Source organism: Burkholderia sp. Bp9090 (assembly GCF_003857985.1).
GTDB lineage: Bacteria > Pseudomonadota > Gammaproteobacteria > Burkholderiales > Burkholderiaceae > Burkholderia.
Window position 1 is genome coordinate 199,591 of the sequence record NZ_QTPV01000007.1, and the last position, 18,089, is coordinate 217,679.

Below are 18,089 nucleotides of genomic sequence, written 5' to 3' on the forward strand. Positions count from 1 at the left end.
CTAACGCTCCCCGACACGGCCGGCGGACGATGCGGCGGCCAGTGGAGACGCCGTCGACACACGGCAGGTGCCGGTCATCGGCACGTAACCACTGCCCGTGCGCTGTGCTGCCGGCACCGAATAATCGATCACGCACTGCTGGTCGGGACGCGCCCCCCATTCGACGCGGATCCGACCGTCGTTCTCGGCACCGCGCACGAACAGGCGGCTGCCCTGGCCGACCACGCCGAGCGCGGCGCCAGTGCGCGCGTCGAGCGCGTGTGCCGCGAACGGGAGCGGCCGACCGTCGGTCTGCGCATCGATCAGCAACGCACGCGCCTTCAGCGTGTCGTACGACAGCATGACGACGGAGCCCGCGCGCGGGGCAACGCTGCGCGAAACGGTCTTCAGTTCGACATCATCCGGGACGTCCTTGGGATCGATGTCGACCTTGTTGAGCTGATACGGGATGAGGCTCGGTACGATCGCGTAGCCGAACCGGTCGACGCGTGCGCTCGTATTGGCGACCAGCGCACCGCGCGCGTGCGGCGCGTGCACGACGCCGATCGTCTCGCTCAGCGTGGGCGCCGCCGTCAGACCGCCCGGGTGCAGCACCAGGCCGCCCGTCGCGTTCGCCGATGCCTGCTGGTATTCGCGCCCGAGCCCGAAATTCGCCGACAGCGACATCGACGGCAATTGATAGCCGATGCCGACGCCGCCTGACGCCCCGCGGTTGTTGCCGTCGTAGCTCGACGACAACGAATACGACCCGTCGCTCCGCTCGCCGAATCGGCCGGCCACGCTCGCCGTGGCGCTCGTGCCGGCGCTGCTGTCGTGTGTAACGAGCGTGCTGAAGATCGGCGCGCGCCGCGTGTTGTGCCCCAGCGGGATCGATACGTTCACGCTCACGAGCGTGCTGCCCGCCTCGCCGCCGGACGACGGGCCGCGTGCGGACAGGTTGCGCACACGCTGCACCGACGCGGTCAGCGTGGCGTCGCGCCATTGCGTGCTGTAGCCGAGCGTGAAACTGAGCGACTGCCCTCCCCCCGCCCAGTAGCTGAGCGCCGATCCGTTCGCGTAAACGTTGCCCGATCGCCCGATCTGTTGACTCACGTTGAGGTCGACTCGATTGCGCAGCCGCGGAAACGCTTCGGCGCCGGCGCCCTGGTCGCCCCTGCCGTTCAGCAGCAACGCGTCGCGCAGGCCGAGATAGCCTTTCGTCGAGTAGCGATAGGCGAGCAGCGAAAAGTTCGTGCCGCTGTTCGGCAGGTTCTTGCTGTACGACACGCGGATACTCGACCCGGTCAGACGGTCACCGCCCGGCGGCTGGGTCCGCGCGATCGTGACGTCCGCCGCGAAGCCGCCAATCGACGTGTTGAGCGCGGCACCCATCAGTACCGACTGGTAGCGATTCGCAAACGCGGCGCCTCCGTAGGCCGTCACCGTATTGCTGACGCCACGCTGCACCGTGAACTGGCCGACGTATTGCGTGCCGATATCGCCGCCGAGTTCGATTGCCCGTCCCGCCATCGCGCTGAACCGCGTGCTGCCGGGACGCAACAACTGGACCGTCGTTGCGAACGGCACCACAAAACTGCGCGTTTCGCCGTTCGCTTCGGTCACCGTCACGTTCAGGTCGCCGCCGTAGCTCATCGCCTGAAGGTTCTCGATCGCGAACGGCCCGGGGGCGACGGTCGTCTCGTGAACGAGGTAGCCGCGCTGATAGATCGACACCTTTGCGTTCGTCTGTGCAATGCCTCGCACGATCGGTGCGTAGTAGCGCTGCTCGTCGGGCAGCATCCGGTCATCGCTGGCCAGTTGCACGCCTCGAAACGATATGGCGTCGAACAGTGCACCGCTGGTCGAACTCTCGCCCGCCAGCAACTGCGCACGCCATTCGGGCAGATCGGTTTGTGCATAGACGTAACCGCGCTGGTAGCGCGCGCCACCGCGCTGCGACCAGGTCAGGTTGCCGTTGTGGCGAATCCGGAAGCGCCCTGCGCTCGCCGCCATCGAAAGGCCGGTGTAGAGCTGCGAGAACTCGTCGCCGCCGGAGCGCGTCGTGAACGCGCTGACGTTGTAGTTCAGCAACGCAGCCGGCACGCCATTCGTCCAGTTTGCCGGGTCGACATAGGTGCTGTGGCTGGCCCGCCGCATATAGAACTGCGGCACCGTCAGATACAGTTTCTGCTCCGCCGGATCGAACGACAGCACAGCACCGGGCACGTACCGGGAAGGCGCGTCGCAGAACAGCGCGTCGGGCATCGGATTCGTCGGCTGGCTGCCGTCCTGGCCTCGCTCGCTCCGGTCGAGGTCGACGCCGGCCCGCTGCAGCAGCAGGCGGTCGTAGCACGGCCGCACGTCGCCGTGCTCGTCACGCCGGAACGTGATCTCCTCGACACCGCGCCACTGCCCGTTGACGATCAGATCCGCACGATGCTGGCCCGGTACGATGCCGTTCGGCCGCTCGAACGGCGTCGTATCGATCGGCTCACTGCCCGGGCCACGCATCAGCATCGAATCGTCGAAATGCGTCGCGCCAGCAGGCGGGAGAATCGGCGATGCGCCCGCGCCTGCATGGCGTGCGTTGTCCGGCTCGATCGCGTCCGCGACAGCGTTTGCGCTCGCCGACATCGCTACCGAAGCAAATACCGAAGCGACTGCCAGCAGGCAAGGACGCCGCGCGGGTCGCGGGACGGGTCCGGATGTGAATGACGAACGTGAACCTTCTAAACTCCGCATGTCGATACAGTTATTTCGCATACCGAATCTCTCGCATCTCATTGCCACCTCGGATTCGACATGCAGGATCATGCCTCTGGCGCGTTGCGTGGACCGACTGCTCAGTCGGTTAGTTTTTTGGTTATCGTGCTGCGCCCGCCGTAGTCGTCGATGACCATGTATCGCACGGCCACGGGGCGATGCGATCGTGCGGCGACACCCGGCAACGGGAAACGCTGGGTGCCAAATGGCACGACCATCCCGCCGCCGGCCGGGATGAAGGTTCCGCCGACATCGCCTTCAACCATCCCGAACGAGACGTAATAGGGTGTCGGATTTGAAACGTCGAGCGACACCTGTCGCTCGTTCGCATGCGACGTACTGGCTGATACCTTCCAGACCAGTTTGGCCGGCGCGGTCTCGACGTCGTTCGCAAGCGCCGCGGGCCGGTAGAACAATTTGATGCGAGTCCGGAAAGCGAAGCGCAGCAGGTTGTCCGTGTCCTGCTCCGCCGCAGGCACCTCGAGCACATTGAGCCAGAACACCGACTCACGGTCGGCGGGCAGCGGCTCCTGCATGTTCGTGATGCGCAGCACCGCGCCCCGCCCCGCTTCGACGCGTACCAGCGTCGGCGCGACGATGAACGGCGTGCGCATCTGCTCCGGAGGCACGTTGGCGCGACCGTCGTCGATCCAGCTCTGTGCGAGCACCGGAGCGGTGCCGGAATTTTGCATCCGGACGGTCACGTCGCGGGCATGCTCAGGGAAAATCACGCGGGTGCCGTCCAGCAGAAGCGCTGCCTGCGCCATCGCGGCGCAGGCAGCCCACGCCACGAAGCCGGCCACGGATGCTAAATAAGGATTACGAATTGACAAGGCCATGACGTGGAACGGGAAATGCACCGATCAGTGGTAAGCGAGCGTGTACCGAATGAACGAGTTGCCCGAGCCGGTCTTGATCGCGGCCGGTTCGGCGGTCGATACGTAAGCCGCCGAGTACGTCAGGGTCGCCGTGTTTTTGTCGATGGTCGCGACCTGCGCGTCCGCCAGATTCTGCGGCTTGCCAAGCACGATCTTGCCGGTCTTGCCGTTGCCTGCATCGCTGATCTGGATCTCGACGCCCTCCGCCGGCTTGGTCCCGATGAGCTTCAGGTTGCCGGTTTCCGGGTTGACGTTGACCGAAACCGGATCGAAATCGATCACGACCTTGGTGCCGTCCGCACAACCCGCGTTGCCGCCAAGTACCAGGCTGAACGGGACAGGCTCCGACGTCGCGCCGATCTTGTCGAACTTGCTCGGGCTGATGCGGTCGCCGAGTTGCACTTCCTTCCGGTTGCCGGCGCCGGGCGCTGCGCCGTTGATGTTGCAGGTGACGTCGGAGATGCTGCCGTAGAAGGCGAGCTCGCCGTCGAACGCGTGGGAAACCGACGGTACCAGCGCGGCGCTCGCGATGCCGGCTGCAACGCAACCCCGAAGCAGATTCATTTTCATCGTTGAATTCCTCTAAAAGCAGACGTTTTTCTCGAAACAACTCGATCGCCATGCAGGCACCTCACTACCCGCAACCGGATCGAATCGCCCTATTCCGAATAAGCGAATGATTCCATCCGGAAAAATGACGACCGAGTCATTCTATTTTCGAATGCAGATTCCCGATATCGTACAAGTAAGAATTATTGGATTGATTTTCACTCACCCGGAATTCAAATGCAGGCATATGCCGACGTCCGTCGCTCCCGTCTGTTTGAAGCGCTTGTCGCGGATCGTCTCGCCGGATCTCCAAATTGACCGCCCGCCAGAAGCAATGGCCAGCGATGCGGCACGATGCGCCGCGGACAGCCAAAGAAACCTACACCAATCGTCAGGATTATTGAAAGCCAATAATCCCTCGCGCTTCCGCGTGAAGTAATTTGAAATTTATTTTTATAGCCGATCGGATGTAGGACAAGTCAAATGCCCGAACGCTCCAAGGATTTTCGTTTCGCCGCGGAATTGGCCATACGGAATAGCCATTGCGTCCAAATTCGACTTTCGATCGCGATTCGCCATGGCGATCCGGAATTTTCCGCATAATCACATCGACGAACGCTCCGTCACGGACGCGTCTCATTCCGCAACCGCCCAGTCGTCGTCTGGCGAGCGATGCATGGTTTGTTTCGAGGGTGATGTCCGGCGCGCGTTCGTCCGCACCGACATCCGCTGCCGGTCGGTGTTTTCGCCGGTGTTCGGCGCAAGTGCCGCGAGGTACACGAGACGCGTGACATTCGCAAGTCGTCCGCTTCACTGGTCGCTGCGCCATCGTGCAAGCGACCGACCGGCCGCACCGATCCGCCCTGCTGCGCGAGCATCTGGCGCGGCACTCGGCGTCGCCGTCGAGCAACGTCGGCGACAGTTCGACCGCGTGCATAGACGCATGTCGTCTGGATACCGGCACGACGAGCGTGTTGCCCCCTCCTGGCGTCGCCCCGGAAGCCCTGAGCAAGGCGACCGCAAGTTTGCTCATCGTGTCTTTGACTCGGCACGGGCATGACGTGCATCGCATCGCCATCCACTCGGTCGGCCGCAGGCGGCCCCGTCACCGCGGACCGGGACCGTCGCGATGACATGCAGCAAGCGCCCATGGGCAAGCAAGCCGCCACGCGGCACCGGCCCTGCCTCGGCTTGCGAACCGCGCGGCGCGCAAAAAAGACGCCCGCTGCACGCAGCGGGCGCGAATCCCAGTCAAGGAGGTGTCACACGAACTACGAGTTCAGATTAAGGAAATCGCCTGCAACAAACAACGAATCGATTTCAATATCGATATGACGGGATGCACGCATGCCGGCACGCCCCGCGTCGAGCAGTGGATGCCACCGCCGTGACGGCTCCGCCCGTGAAATCGCACGCCGCAAAAAAACGTCCCGCCGGCTGGCGGGACGTTCGTCATGATGCGGATGCGCGCGCCGCGCAATCGATCACGGTTCGTGACGCAGGTACCCTTCCTTGCTCGGATCGCGCATCCGCCACGACACGATCAGCGAGATCGCGCACAGCACCGTCACGTACCAGTAGAAGGTTTCCTCGCTGCCGATCGACTTGAACCACAGCGCGACGTACTCGGCCGAACCGCCGAAGATCGCGTTCGCGACCGCATACGACAGGCCGACGCCCATCGCGCGCACTTCCGGCGGGAACATCTCGGCCTTGATGAGGCCGCTGATCGACGTGTAGAAGCTGACGATCGCCAGCGCGATCGTGATCAGCACGAACGCGGCCGTCGGGCTCGTGACGGTCTTCAGCGCGTGCATCAGCGGCACCGTGCCGATCACCGCGAACGTGCCGAACAGGATCATCGACGTGCGGCGGCCGATCTTGTCGGACAGCGCGCCGAACACCGGCTGGATCAGCATGTACACGAGCAGCGCGACGGTCATCACGTTGCTGGCCGTCTTCGCATGCATCCCGGCCGTATTCACGAGGTACTTCTGCATGTACGTCGTGAAGGTGTAGAAGATCAGCGAGCCGCCGGCCGTGAAGCCGACCACCGTGAAGAAGGCGCCCTTGTGCTGCCACACCCCGCGGATCGTGCCCGCGTCCTTCTTGTCACGCGATGCGCTCGTCGACGTCTCGTCGAGCGATTTGCGCAGGTACAGCGAGATCAGCGCGGCCGCCGCCCCGCAAACGAACGGAATACGCCAGCCCCACGCCTTCAGCTCGTCGTTCGACAGCGCCTGCTGCAGGATCACGAGTACCAGCAGCGCGCACAGCTGGCCGCCGATCAGCGTCACGTACTGGAACGACGCGAAGAAACCGCGCCGCCCCTTCAGCGCGACTTCGCTCATGTAGGTTGCGCTCGTCCCGTATTCGCCGCCCACCGACAGCCCCTGGAACAGGCGCGCGACCAGCAGCAGCGCTGGCGCCAGCGCGCCGATCTGCGCATAGGTCGGCAGCACCGCGATCACGAGCGAGCCGCCGCACATCATCAGCACCGAGATCATCATCGCCGTGCGACGGCCGTGACGGTCGGCGATGCGGCCGAACAGCCAGCCGCCGATCGGACGCATCAGGAAGCCGGCCGCGAACACGCCGGCCGTGTTCAGCAGCTGCGTGGTCGTGTTGCCGCTCGGGAAGAACGCCGGTGCGAAGTACAGCGCGCAGAACGAGTAGATGTAGAAGTCGAACCACTCGACGAGGTTGCCCGACGAGGCGCCGACGATGGCGAACACGCGCCGCCGGGTGTCATGCGCGGACAGCGCGGCTTGGTCGGTCTGGACGTCCATGGGTTGGTCTGTTCCTTTTAGTGCTTTCTGGGCGAGACGGCTCGCGGGCCGTCGCGTACGGTCGCACGTGGCACCGGTTCCGGCGGCACGGCGCTACGGGATTTTAGCGAAATGTAAAGTAACGGGCTTTCCGGGTTCGTCCGGATGTAGAAAATTTTTCTCCCGGTACGCGTTCGTCATATGAAAACGCCAGCCCTCAGGCTGGCGTCCGATGCAAACTGCTCTCGGGCGATCGTCAGACGCGCACCTCCGGCGGCACGTAGCGGCACTCGTAGCGCTTGCGCACGGTCCCGGCCTCGTCGACGCTTTCCAGGAACACGTCGAACTGCCAGAGCCGCGCCATGTGCTTGAGCACTTCCTCGCTGTCGTTCGACAGATGGCGGTTGTCGGTCATGAAATGGCGCAGCGTGAGGCTGCGGTCGCCGCGCGTGTTCACGGCCCACACCTGGATGTTCGGCTCGCGGTGATGGATGTCGTACTGCCGCGACAACGCCTGCCGCACGTACTGGTAGCCGGACTCGTCGTGGATCGCCGACACCTCGAGCGAATCGCGCATGTCGTCGTCGAGCACCGAGAACAGCCGCATCTCGCGGATCAGGTTCGGCGACAGGTACTGCGCGATGAAGCTCTCGTCCTTGAAGTTGCGCATCGCGTAGTGCATCGCCGGCAGCCACGGGGTGCCCGCGATCTCCGGAAACCACTTGTAGTCCTCTTCCGTCGGCGCCTCGCAGATCCGGCGGATGTCGCTCATCATCGAGAAGCCGAGCGCATACGGGTTGATCCCGCTGTAGTACGGCTTCGTGACGGGCGGCTGGTAGACCACGTTGCTGTGCGAGTGCAGGAACTCCATCATGAAGCCGTCTTCCAGCTTGCCCTGGTTGTACAGCGTATTCAGCAGCGTGTAGTGCCAGAACGTCGCCCAGCCTTCGTTCATCACCTGCGTCTGCCGCTGCGGATAGAAGTACTGGCCGATCTTGCGCACGATGCGGATCACTTCCCGCTCCCACGGCTCGAGCAGCGGCGCGTTCTTCTCCGCGAAATACAGCAGGTTCTCCTGCGGCTCCGGCGGATAGCGTCCTTCCTGCTCCTCCATCTGCTCGGGCTTCTTGCCCGGCAGCGTGCGCCACAGCTCGTTGACCTGCGACTGCAGATACGCCTCGCGCTCGCGCCGCAGCGCGGCCTCCTTCGACAACGACGGCTTCTGCGGCCGCTTGTAGCGGTCGACGCCGTAGTTCATCAGCGCATGGCACGAATCGAGCAGTTCCTCGACGCGATCGAGGCCGTAGCGCTCCTCGCATTCGGCGACGTAGTTCTTCGCGTACACGAGATAGTCGATGATCGCGTGCGCGTCGGTCCACAGCCGGAACAGGTAGTTGCCCTTGAAGAACGAGTTGTGCCCGTACGCCGCGTGCGCGATGACGAGCGCCTGCATCGTCATCGTGTTCTCTTCCATCAGATACGCGATGCAGGGATTCGAGTTGATGACGATTTCGTACGCGAGGCCCATCTGGCCGCGGCGATAGCTTTTCTCGGTCGCGAGGAAGTGCTTGCCGAACGACCAGTGGCGATAGTTGACCGGCATCCCGACCGACGCGTACGCATCCATCATCTGCTCGGCGCTGATCAGCTCGAGCTGGATCGGATAGATGTCGAGCTCGTACTGCTCGGCGACCTGCGAGATGTGCGTGTCGTATTCCTCGAGCAGCTCGAACGTCCAGTCGGACGGGCACGGCAGCGGCTTGCGTTCGGCAACGTTCATACGCGCTTCCTTCTGCCCGGCACCGGGCAAGTCGGCGGCCGGCGCCGCCGGTTCGGTCCGGCCGCTTTGCTGCGATGCGGCAGGGCCGGCCGTGTCGTCGCCGGAAGGGCGCGGCGCATAGCCGCGCGACTCGTTGTGCAGATGGCGGGTCGTCATGACATTTCCACCTGCTTTTCGAACAATTCGCGAAACACCGGGTAAATATCGGCAGCCGATTCGACTTTCTTCATCGCGAGGTGCGGTTGCGACAGCGCCAGCTGTGCGTACTCCAGCCACAGGTTCTGCTCTTCCGGGGCGACCTGGATATACGCGAAGTAACGCGTCTTGGTGAGGATATCCTCTTCCAGGATTTTGCGACACTTCGGCGAATCGTCAGTCCAGTTGTCGCCGTCGGACGCCTGCGCGCCGTAGATGTTCCACTCGGTCGGCGAGTAGCGCTCGTTCATCACCTTGCGCATCAGTTCGAGCGCGCTCGACACGACGGTGCCGCCGCTTTCGGTCGAATGGAAGAAGGTGTCCTCGTCGACCTCCTCGGCGCGCGTGTGGTGACGGATGAACACGACCTCGATGCGCTCATAGTTGCGCTTCAGGAACAGGTACAGCAGGATGAAGAAGCGTTTCGCGAGATCCTTGCGCTGCTCGTCCATCGAGCCCGACACGTCCATCAGGCAGAACATCACGGCCTGGCTCGACGGTTGCGGCTGCTTCACGCGGTTGATGTAGCGCAGGTCGAACGGATCGATGAACGGGATCCGCCAGATGCGCCCCTTCAGATGATGGATCTCGGCCTCGAGCGTCGCGATATCCTCGCGACGGTCTTCCGGATCGAGCTTCATCACCTCGAGCCGCGCCTCGAGTTCGCGCAGCTCGTTGACGAGCGGCGAACCGAGCGCGATGCGTCGCCCGAGCGCGCTGCGCAGCGAGCGCACGACGTCGATGTTGTTCGGCGTGCCTTCCGCCGACCAGCCCGCGCGCACGTTCTTCCAGCTCGGCACCGTCAGCAGGTGCGTCTTCACGAGGCGCGGCAGTTCGAGGTCGTCGAAGAAGTACTGCATGAATTCGTCGCGGGACAGCTCGAACACGAAGTCGTCCTGCCCTTCGCCTTCGTTGCTCGCCTGACTGCCGCCGCCGCCCGAGCCGCCCTGCGGACGCGGAATCTTGTCGCCGCGCACGTAGTCCTCGTTGCCCGGGTGCACGTATTCGCGACGCCCGCCCGGCGCGTGCCGGAAATTCGGCTCGGCGATGTCCTTGCGCGGAATCGTGATGCTTTGCGTGCTCTGGATATCCTTGATGCTACGGTCGCGCACCGCGTCGGACACGGCACGACGAATGTAGTTCTTGACGCGACGCAGAAAGCGTTCGCGGTTGGCGATGCTCTTGTTCTTGCCGGCCAGCCTGCGGTCGATGATTTGATGAAGCACTCCCGGTCTCCCGCTCGAAAGTCGATCTGCCGGGGCACTCGCCGCGCATGCCGTCTGCCGTCATGCGGGCGGCGCCTCTGAAAGCGCCCGTACGGACTCGCCGCACGGGCGCGGTACCGCGCGCGTCATGACGACTTGCGCACGCGCAGGTACCAGTCGCAAAGCAGCCTCACCTGCTTCGGCGTATAGCCCTTCGCGACCATCCGGTTCACAAAGTCCTCATGCTTGCGCTGCTCCTCCGCCGAACCCTTGGCGTTGAACGAAATCACCGGCAACAGTTCCTCGGTATTCGAGAACATCTTCTTCTCGATCACGACGCGCAACTTCTCGTAGCTCGTCCACACGGGGTTCTTCCCGGCGTTCGCCGCCCGTGCACGCAACACGAAGTTCACGATCTCGTTGCGGAAATCCTTCGGATTGCTGATCCCGGCCGGCTTCTCGATCTTCTCCAGCTCCGCATTCAGCGCGGCGCGGTCGAAGCTCTCGCCCGTGTCGTGATCGCGGAATTCCTGGTCCTGGATCCAGAAGTCCGCATACGTGACGTAGCGGTCGAAGATGTTCTGCCCGTACTCCGAATACGACTCGAGGTAAGCCGTCTGGATCTCCTTGCCGATGAACTCCGCGTAGCGCGACGCGAGTACGTCCTTCACGAACGACAGGTACTTCTGCTCGGTCTCCGGCGGGAACTGCTCGCGTTCGATCTGCTGTTCGAGCACGTACATCAGGTGCACGGGGTTGGCCGCGACCTCACTCGAGTCGAAGTTGAACACGCGCGACAGGATCTTGAACGCGAAGCGCGTCGACACGCCGGTCATCCCTTCGTCCACGCCCGCGTAGTCGCGATACTCCTGGTACGACTTCGCTTTCGGATCGGTGTCCTTCAGGTTTTCGCCGTCGTACACCTGCATCTTCGAGAACAGGCTCGAATTCTCCGGCTCATGCAGGCGCGACAGCACCGAGAACTGCGACATCATCTTCAGCGTGCCCGGCGCGCACACGGCCTCGGCCAGCGACGAGTTGCGGATCAGCTTCTCGTAGATCTTGATCTCTTCCGACACGCGCAGGCAGTACGGCACCTTCACGACGAAGATCCGGTCGAGCAGTGCCTCGTTGTTGCGGTTGTTACGGAAGGCCTTCCACTCCGACTCGTTCGAGTGCGCGAGGATCACCCCGTCGAACGGAATCGCGCCGAATCCTTCGGTGCCCTTGAAGTTGCCTTCCTGCGTCGCGGTCAGCAACGGGTGCAGCACCTTGATCGGCGCCTTGAACATTTCGACGAATTCGAGCAGGCCCTGGTTCGCCAGGCACAGGCCGCCCGAGTAGCTGTACGCATCGGCGTCGTCCTGCGCATACTGTTCGAGCTTGCGGATGTCGACCTTGCCGACGAGCGACGAAATGTCCTGGTTGTTCTCGTCGCCAGGTTCCGTCTTCGCGATGCCGATCTGCCGCAGGATCGACGGAAAGCGGCGTACCACGCGGAACTGGCGGATATCGCCGTTGTATTCGTGCAGGCGCTTGACGGCCCAGGGACTCAGGATGCTCTTCAGGTAGCGGCGCGGAATGCCGTACTGCTCTTCGAGGATCGGGCCGTCTTCGTCGTAGTCGAACAGCCCGAGCGGCGATTCGTTGACGGGGGAACCCTTCAGCGCATAGAACGGCACACGCTCCATCAGCTGCTTCAGGCGCTCGGCGATCGACGACTTGCCGCCGCCCACCGGGCCGAGCAGGTAGAGAATCTGCTTCTTCTCTTCGAGCCCTTGCGCAGCGTGGCGGAAGTACGCGACCACCTGCTCGATCACTTCCTCCATTCCGTAGAATTCACGGAACGCGGGATAGACCTTGATAACCTTGTTCGCGAAGATCCGCGACAGGCGCGGGTCGATGCGGGTATCGATTTGTTCGGGTTCCCCGATTGCAGCCAGCATGCGTTCGCCAGCCGTGGCGTACGCTGACGGATCGTTCTTGCAGAGCGCGAGGTACTCCTCCAGCGAGAACTCTTCCTCTCGCGTTTTTTCGAAGCGGTTCGCGAAGCTGCTGTAAATATCCATGCTACCTCCCTCGCCTGAGTCTGAAGACGTGCCTGCCTTCTATGACTGCGCAGAAGCAAGCGCGTTCGAATTCATCCTAAACCCTTTCTTATTTTTTTTCACGACATCTTCGTATGAAGTTCGTCATTCTCGACAACACCGCTTGGACAACGCATTTCGACGCTTTACAATCGATCTCCCGTGTCGCAGAAACGGCATCCGCGACGTCTCGTCGAGCATCGGAACGTCTCGTGCGTTGGACACCTCCGTCGTCGTCGCGGCACCCTTCACTCCCCCTTCATCCCTAGACGTTCGAGCGGACGTTTACGACGACACGCTGCGCGCGCCGTTACAAATTTTTTTCGCATCGTCCGGAGATACCCGTAGTGCGGATGCGAACACGCAGCGCACGGCGACGCACGAACTTTCACGTGCGCTGTCACATTCCATCGGTCGAAACGACGACGCCCGCATGTCGCGGGCGTCGTGTGCTGCCAAATGGGGAGAGATACGGGGAAAGATACCGGGGAGCGTTACCGCGAAAAGATGCGCGTCACGCGCGAATCAGAACGTTTCCCAGTCGTCGGCGCCGGCAGCCACCGGAGCGGGCGCGGCGGCCGCGGCAGCCGGCTTGCGCGCCGGCGCGGCGCGCTTCGGCGCTGCATCACGATCATTGCGCGCCACGGCCGGCGCGGGAGGCGAAACCGGCACCGCAGCCGCTGCGGGCACCGCGCGCGGCGCCTGACGTGCGGCGGCAGCGGTCGCCGGCTGCGCCGCGTCGTCGTCGATCCGGAACACCGACGCCGTCTCGCGCAGGCGCGCGGCCTGTTCGTCGAGCGATTGCGCGGCGGCCGCCGCTTCCTCGACGAGCGCGGCGTTCTGCTGGGTGACCTCGTCCATCTGCGCGACCGCGCGCGCGACCTGGTCGATGCCGCCGCTCTGTTCCTCGGACGCCGCCGCGATCTCGCCCATGATGTCGGTCACGCGCTGCACCGCACCGATCACGTCGCTCATCGTGCGGCCGGCTTCGTCGACCAGCGTCGACCCCGTCCGGATGCGCTCCACCGACGCGTCGATCAGCATCTTGATCTCCTTGGCCGCGCTCGACGAACGCTGCGCGAGACTGCGCACCTCGCCCGCCACGACCGCGAAGCCGCGGCCTTCCTCGCCGGCGCGCGCGGCCTCGACCGCCGCGTTCAGCGCCAGGATGTTGGTCTGGAACGCGATTCCCTCGATGATCGCGATGATGTCCGCGATCTTCGCGGAGCTGTCGTTGATCTCGCCCATCGTGCCGACCACCTGGCCGACTACCGTATTGCCCTTGTTTGCAATCTCCGACGCGTTCGCTGCCAGCGAGCTTGCCTGCCGCGCATTGTCCGCGTTCTGCTTCACGGTGCCGGTCAGCTGTTCCATGCTCGATGCGGTTTCCTGCAGCGCGGACGCCTGCTCTTCCGTGCGCGACGACAGGTCGATGTTGCCCGCGGCGATCTGGCGCGCCGCGGTCGCGATCGACTCGCTGCCGCCGCGCACGGTGCGCACCGTGTCGACGAGGCCGCGCTGCATCCTCGCGAGACCGTCCAGGAGCTGGCCCATTTCGTCGCGCCGATGCACGACGATCGAGCGGCGCAGGTCGCCCGCGGCGATCGCGTCGAAATGCGCGAGTGCGTCCGCGAGCGGACGGCCGATCGCGCGGCTGAGCGTCAGCCAGGAAAACGCGGCGGCAACCAGACCGGCCGCCAGCAGGACGATCGACAGCACGCGCAGCGTCTCGTACAACGATTCCGCGCGGTCGAAGCCCGCCTGCCCGTCGGTGAACTGGAAATTGCGCAGTGCTTCGCCCGCAACCGAGAGCTCGTTATAAAGCGTCGCGAGCTGCTTGGCACCCTCGCCGATCCGGTCGTGGTCGCCCGCCGCGACCAGCCCTCCGAACGCGTCGCAACTGCGCTGCAGCGCCTGCCGCTTCGCGGCGACGTCCTGCGCGAGCCGGTCTTCCTCCGGGCCGCGCGGCAGTGCAAGGTATTTTTGCCACCACGCGTCGGACTGCGTGCGCATCGCGCGGCTGCGTTCCACGGCCGCAGCCGAGTCGGGCGTGCCCGCCAGCAGCGCGGCGCGATCGAGCGCCAGGCGCTCGCGCGCCGCGTACATTTCGGCAACGGCCACGTCGACCGCGCTCGGCATCTGGTTCGTGAAAATCTCGCGCGTCGCATCGTTCGAGCGCGTCATCCCGTACACGCCGAGTACGCCAATCACGCCCAGCAGTACCGCGAGAAACGCCATCGTCAAACCGATGCGCGCACGTATCGTCAGGTTTCCGATCACCATCATTCTTCCTGTATTGCGTCGTCGTGAACGGGCAAGGCCCGTTTTTCGAAACAGTGTTACGCCCAGGTGTATTTACGACCGGATGTTGCGCAGCTTGATGGTATTCACATCAATTTTTTCAGCAATTCACCAGTTCATTACAGATTCCAGAATAATAGGGGCGAAGCATCGCCGGCCCGCTTCGCGAACGCCCGCGGCAAGCAATCGAGGTCAGGCAAGTGGGGAAGGATGGCCGGCCGCCTGCTGTCGCACGCGCCGGCCGGGATGCGCGATCGGGCCCTATTCGGCCAGTTCGGCGAGCGTGGGAATCGACGGCTGCGCGCCTGCGCGCGTGACCGACAGCGCCGCCGCGCGTTGCGCGAAGCGGATGGCGGCATCGACGTCCGCGCCGGCCGCAAGCCGTGCGGCGAAACCGCCGATGAAGGTGTCACCCGCCGCGGTCGTGTCGACCGCCTTGACGACGGGGGCCGGATAGTGGCGCGCCGCGCCATCGGCCGTCACCGCGAACACGCCGCGCGCGCCGAGCGTGATCAGCACATTGCGCGCGCCGGCTGCCCGCAACGCACGCGCCGCGGCTTCCGCCTCGGCCGGATTGCGCACCGGCAGCCCGGTCAGCGCGGCCGCCTCGACTTCGTTCGGGATCAGGTAATCGACCAGCGGCAACCAGCCGTCCGGCAGCGGCGCGACGGCAGGCGCCGGATTGAGCACCACGGTGCGGCCGAGCCGCCGCCCGGCCGACAGCGCAGCGAACACGGCGTCCGGCGGCGTCTCGAGCTGGCAGATCAGCACGTCGGTCGCGGCCAGCGCCGCCTCGTGCCGCGCCACCGTATCCGTCGTGACTTCGCCGTTGCCGCCCGCGACGATCACGATCGTGTTCTGGCTGGCGTCGTCGACGACGATCAATGCGACGCCGGTCGACGCCGTCTTGCTCGTCGCGAGCCGCGAACAGTCGATGCCTTCGGTCTCGAGGCCGGCCCGCAGCGTGCTGCCGTGCGCATCCGCGCCGACGCAGCCGATCATCGCGACCTGCGCGCCGAGCCGTGCGGCCGCGACGGCCTGGTTGCCGCCCTTGCCCCCTGCGGCCTGCGCATACGCGTGACCGGCGAGCGTTTCGCCCGGCAATGGCAGCCGCGACGCCCGTACGACGAGATCCATGTTGAGGCTGCCGACCACCGTCACGCGGCCGGCGCCTGCCGCACGCGCCGTCATGGGCGAGCACCCGGCGCGGCCGGCTCGCGGTAGACCGCCGTCGATTCGCGCAGCACCAGGCGCGGCGACACGACACGACGACGGCTCGGCGCGGCCGTCGAGCCGCCGCCGATCCGCTCGATCAGCGTCTGCGCGGCCATTTCGCCGAGGGCGCGCACCGACTGGCCGACCGTCGACAGCGCCGGATAGGTATAACGGGAGAATTCGATGTCGTCGAAGCCGATGATCGAGCAGTCGTCCGGCACGCGCATGCCGCGCTCGGCCGCCGCGCGCAGCGCGCCGACGCCCATCAGGTCGTTGCCCGCGAAAATCGCGCTCGGGTGCACCGACTCGAACAGCCGCGATGCCGCGTGATAGCCGCCCAGGCACGAAAAATCGCTTTCCGCGATCGCGCCCGGCACGATGTCGATCCCGCGCTCGGCCATCGCGCGGATGAAGCCGTGCACGCGCATCGCGCTGACGGCCGTGTCGGTCGGCCCGGTGATGCAGCCGATCTTCGCGTGCCCGAGTTCGAGCAGATGACGCGTCGCCAGGTAGGCGCCGCGTTCGTGGTCGATCTGCACGAGATCGGCCGCGAGCCCCTCGATGTTGCGGTCGACGACGACGAGCGGCGCATGCGCGTCGGCGAGCGTCTGCGCGAGCACCGCGTCCTCGCCGGCCGACGCGACGATCAGCCCGTCGATGCGCTTTTCCTGCAGCACGCGCAGGTAGTTGCGCTGCTTCACGGGATCGTCGTCCGAGTTGCAGAAGAACACGCAATAGCCGTTGGCCGCGCACTGGTCCTCGATGCCGCGCGCAAGCTCCGCGAAGTACGGATTCGTGCTGTTCGGCACGACGAGGCCGATGGTCGCCGTCGAGCGCGCCTTCAGCGAGCGCGCCACGGCCGATGGCACGTAGTTCAGCTCGCGGATCGCGCCTTCGACCTTCGCACGCACATCCGCGGACACCGGCCGCGAATTGTTCACCACGTGCGAGACGGTCGTAAACGACACGCCCGCCATGGCCGCCACATCCTTGATCGTCGCCATTTCCCGTTTCTCTCTGGTCTGCTTTCTGTGTAGTTTTACCGGGCGCGCGCGCGCCGGCTGCGATACGTATCGAGCACGACCGCCACCACGATCACCGCCCCGGTGATGATCCGTTTGGTCGGCTCGTTCGCGCCGATCTGCGCCAGCCCCGCGGCCAGCACGGAGATGATCAACACGCCGAAGAACGTGCTGATCACCGAGCCGCGCCCGCCCATCAGGCTCGTGCCGCCGATCACGACGGCTGCGATCACCTGCAGTTCGAGGCCCACGCCCGCGTTCGGGTCGGCGGCCTCGAGCCGCGAGATCTGGAACAGCGACGCGAGCCCCGCGAGCGCGCCCATCAGTGCGAATACGAGGATTTTATACGGCCGCGGGTTAACCCCGGCAAGCCGGACGGCTTCTTCATTCGTGCCGATACCGACAAGATAGCGCCCGAACACGGTGCGCGTGAGCACGAACTGCGCCGCGATCATCACCGCGACCGCGATCAGGAACGCCGGCGAGATGCCGAGCGCGATCGGGTTCGAGAGGAAATCGAACGCGTCGCCGATGTAGGCCGTGCGCGAATTCGTCAGCTGGTACGCGACACCGCGCGCGGCCTCGAGCACGCCGAGCGACACGATGAACGACGGAATCCGCCAGCCCACCGTGATCGCGCCCGTCAGCGAGCCGGTCACGGTCGCGACCGCGATCCCGATCAGCGCGGCGGGCAGCGGCCCCCAATGCCATTTCAGCGCGGCCACGCTGACCATCGACGCGGCCAGCGCGAGCACCGAGCCGACCGACAGGTCGATGCCGGCGATGATCAGCACGAACGTCATCCCGACCGACATCACGACGAGATCGGGGATCTGGTTTGCGATCGTGCTGAACGTATCGTAGGTCAGGAAATGCGAGCTGAGCGTCGAGAACAGCGCGATCATCGCGGCGAGCGCGCCGGCGAGCCCGAGATAGTTCGACACGCCGAGCCGCGTGCCGGACAGCGTGCGCGCGCGGCGCCCGGTCACGTCCTGCTGCGCGCCGGCGTCGCTCGGGGATACGGGAGGCTGGGTCATTGCTGTCGTCCTGTCGTCGAAGAGGCGGAAGCCGCGCGCGGCGCGCTTTCCGCATCCGGATGGCGTGCGCCGTCCGGCAGCGCTGCGCGGCCGAAGCCGGCGAACGCCGCGGCCAGCAGCGCATCCTGGGTCCAGTTGCCGCGTTCGAACACGGCGGTCATGCGGCCGGCCGACATCACGCCGATCCGGTCGCAGATCAGCATCAGCTCGCGCAGGTCGCTCGAGACGACCACCAGCGCCCGGCCCTCGCGCGCGAGCGCGCCCATCAGCGTGTAGATCTCGAATTTGGCGCCGACGTCGATCCCGCGGG

12 protein-coding genes and 1 pseudogene are annotated in these 18,089 nt (G+C 65.0%); 1 reads left to right on the forward strand and 12 read right to left on the reverse strand.

The features are described 5' to 3' along the window. The 3 genes from DIE16_RS09920 to DIE16_RS09930 all read right to left on the reverse strand — a co-directional run bounded on the left by DIE16_RS09920 (window position 1) and on the right by DIE16_RS09930 (window position 4,190). Window positions 1–2,613: a fimbria/pilus outer membrane usher protein gene (locus DIE16_RS09920; protein ID WP_124892220.1), complete on the reverse strand. Its 2,613-nt coding sequence runs from the start codon at window positions 2,611–2,613 to the stop codon at window positions 1–3. 209 nt (window positions 2,614–2,822) lie between these two features. Beyond that, on the reverse strand, window positions 2,823–3,602 hold the full coding sequence (locus DIE16_RS09925; protein ID WP_260434369.1) for a molecular chaperone: 780 nt from the start codon (window positions 3,600–3,602) through the stop codon (window positions 2,823–2,825). 3 nt (window positions 3,603–3,605) lie between these two features. Next, window positions 3,606–4,190 (reverse strand): fimbrial protein, encoded by a 585-nt coding sequence (locus tag DIE16_RS09930; protein ID WP_124570458.1) that lies wholly within the window; start codon window positions 4,188–4,190, stop codon window positions 3,606–3,608. A gap of 106 nt (window positions 4,191–4,296) precedes the next feature. Between DIE16_RS09930 and DIE16_RS09935 the strand changes: the two genes are divergently transcribed. Next, a complete protein-coding gene (locus DIE16_RS09935; protein WP_124892221.1) occupies window positions 4,297–4,608 on the forward strand; it encodes a hypothetical protein in 312 nt (103 codons plus the stop codon). 1,045 nt (window positions 4,609–5,653) lie between these two features. Here the strand turns inward: DIE16_RS09935 and DIE16_RS09940 are convergent. From DIE16_RS09940 to DIE16_RS09985, 9 genes and pseudogenes are all read right to left on the reverse strand, one after another. Further along, entirely contained in the window at window positions 5,654–6,958 is a 1,305-nt protein-coding gene (locus tag DIE16_RS09940; RefSeq protein ID WP_124485536.1) for an MFS family transporter, read from the reverse strand. Between the two features lie 235 nt (window positions 6,959–7,193). Next, window positions 7,194–8,873, reverse strand: coding sequence for a SpoVR family protein (locus DIE16_RS09945; protein ID WP_044843597.1), 1,680 nt, complete (start codon window positions 8,871–8,873; stop codon window positions 7,194–7,196). Further along, entirely contained in the window at window positions 8,870–10,138 is a 1,269-nt protein-coding gene (locus DIE16_RS09950) for a YeaH/YhbH family protein (protein ID WP_044843598.1), read from the reverse strand. Before DIE16_RS09950 ends, DIE16_RS09945 begins: the two co-directional genes overlap by 4 nt. A gap of 125 nt (window positions 10,139–10,263) precedes the next feature. After that, on the reverse strand, window positions 10,264–12,186 hold the full coding sequence (locus DIE16_RS09955) for a PrkA family serine protein kinase (RefSeq protein WP_044843599.1): 1,923 nt from the start codon (window positions 12,184–12,186) through the stop codon (window positions 10,264–10,266). A gap of 543 nt (window positions 12,187–12,729) precedes the next feature. Next, complete coding sequence (locus tag DIE16_RS09965) at window positions 12,730–14,487, reverse strand: methyl-accepting chemotaxis protein (protein WP_124892222.1); 1,758 nt, start codon at window positions 14,485–14,487, stop codon at window positions 12,730–12,732. 279 nt (window positions 14,488–14,766) lie between these two features. Then, complete coding sequence (gene rbsK, locus DIE16_RS09970; RefSeq protein ID WP_124892223.1) at window positions 14,767–15,696, reverse strand: ribokinase; 930 nt, start codon at window positions 15,694–15,696, stop codon at window positions 14,767–14,769. After that, complete coding sequence (locus DIE16_RS09975) at window positions 15,693–16,724, reverse strand: LacI family DNA-binding transcriptional regulator (RefSeq protein ID WP_044843601.1); 1,032 nt, start codon at window positions 16,722–16,724, stop codon at window positions 15,693–15,695. The genes rbsK and DIE16_RS09975 overlap by 4 nt, the downstream gene beginning before the upstream one ends. Before the next feature lie 35 nt (window positions 16,725–16,759). Next, the gene (locus DIE16_RS09980; RefSeq protein WP_044843602.1) at window positions 16,760–17,779 is read right to left on the reverse strand and encodes an ABC transporter permease; all 1,020 of its coding nucleotides are present in this window, start codon (window positions 17,777–17,779) and stop codon (window positions 16,760–16,762) included. Continuing rightward, window positions 17,776–18,089 (reverse strand): annotated as a pseudogene (locus tag DIE16_RS09985) (sugar ABC transporter ATP-binding protein); the annotation flags it as partial. The gene DIE16_RS09980 and the pseudogene DIE16_RS09985, both read right to left, overlap by 4 nt.

Coding starts and splice junctions, on each gene's coding strand:
- DIE16_RS09920 (WP_124892220.1), bottom strand. CDS start 2,613: ATGTCGGCGAGCGCAAACGCTGTCGCGGACGCGATCGAGCCGGACAAC.
- DIE16_RS09930 (WP_124570458.1), bottom strand. CDS start 4,190: ATGAAAATGAATCTGCTTCGGGGTTGCGTTGCAGCCGGCATCGCGAGC.
- DIE16_RS09935 (WP_124892221.1), top strand. CDS start 4,297: ATGATTCCATCCGGAAAAATGACGACCGAGTCATTCTATTTTCGAATG.
- DIE16_RS09940 (WP_124485536.1), bottom strand. CDS start 6,958: ATGGACGTCCAGACCGACCAAGCCGCGCTGTCCGCGCATGACACCCGG.
- DIE16_RS09945 (WP_044843597.1), bottom strand. CDS start 8,873: ATGACGACCCGCCATCTGCACAACGAGTCGCGCGGCTATGCGCCGCGC.
- DIE16_RS09955 (WP_044843599.1), bottom strand. CDS start 12,186: ATGGATATTTACAGCAGCTTCGCGAACCGCTTCGAAAAAACGCGAGAG.
- DIE16_RS09965 (WP_124892222.1), bottom strand. CDS start 14,487: ATGGTGATCGGAAACCTGACGATACGTGCGCGCATCGGTTTGACGATG.
- rbsK (WP_124892223.1), bottom strand. CDS start 15,696: ATGACGGCGCGTGCGGCAGGCGCCGGCCGCGTGACGGTGGTCGGCAGC.
- DIE16_RS09975 (WP_044843601.1), bottom strand. CDS start 16,724: ATGGCGACGATCAAGGATGTGGCGGCCATGGCGGGCGTGTCGTTTACG.
- DIE16_RS09980 (WP_044843602.1), bottom strand. CDS start 17,779: ATGACCCAGCCTCCCGTATCCCCGAGCGACGCCGGCGCGCAGCAGGAC.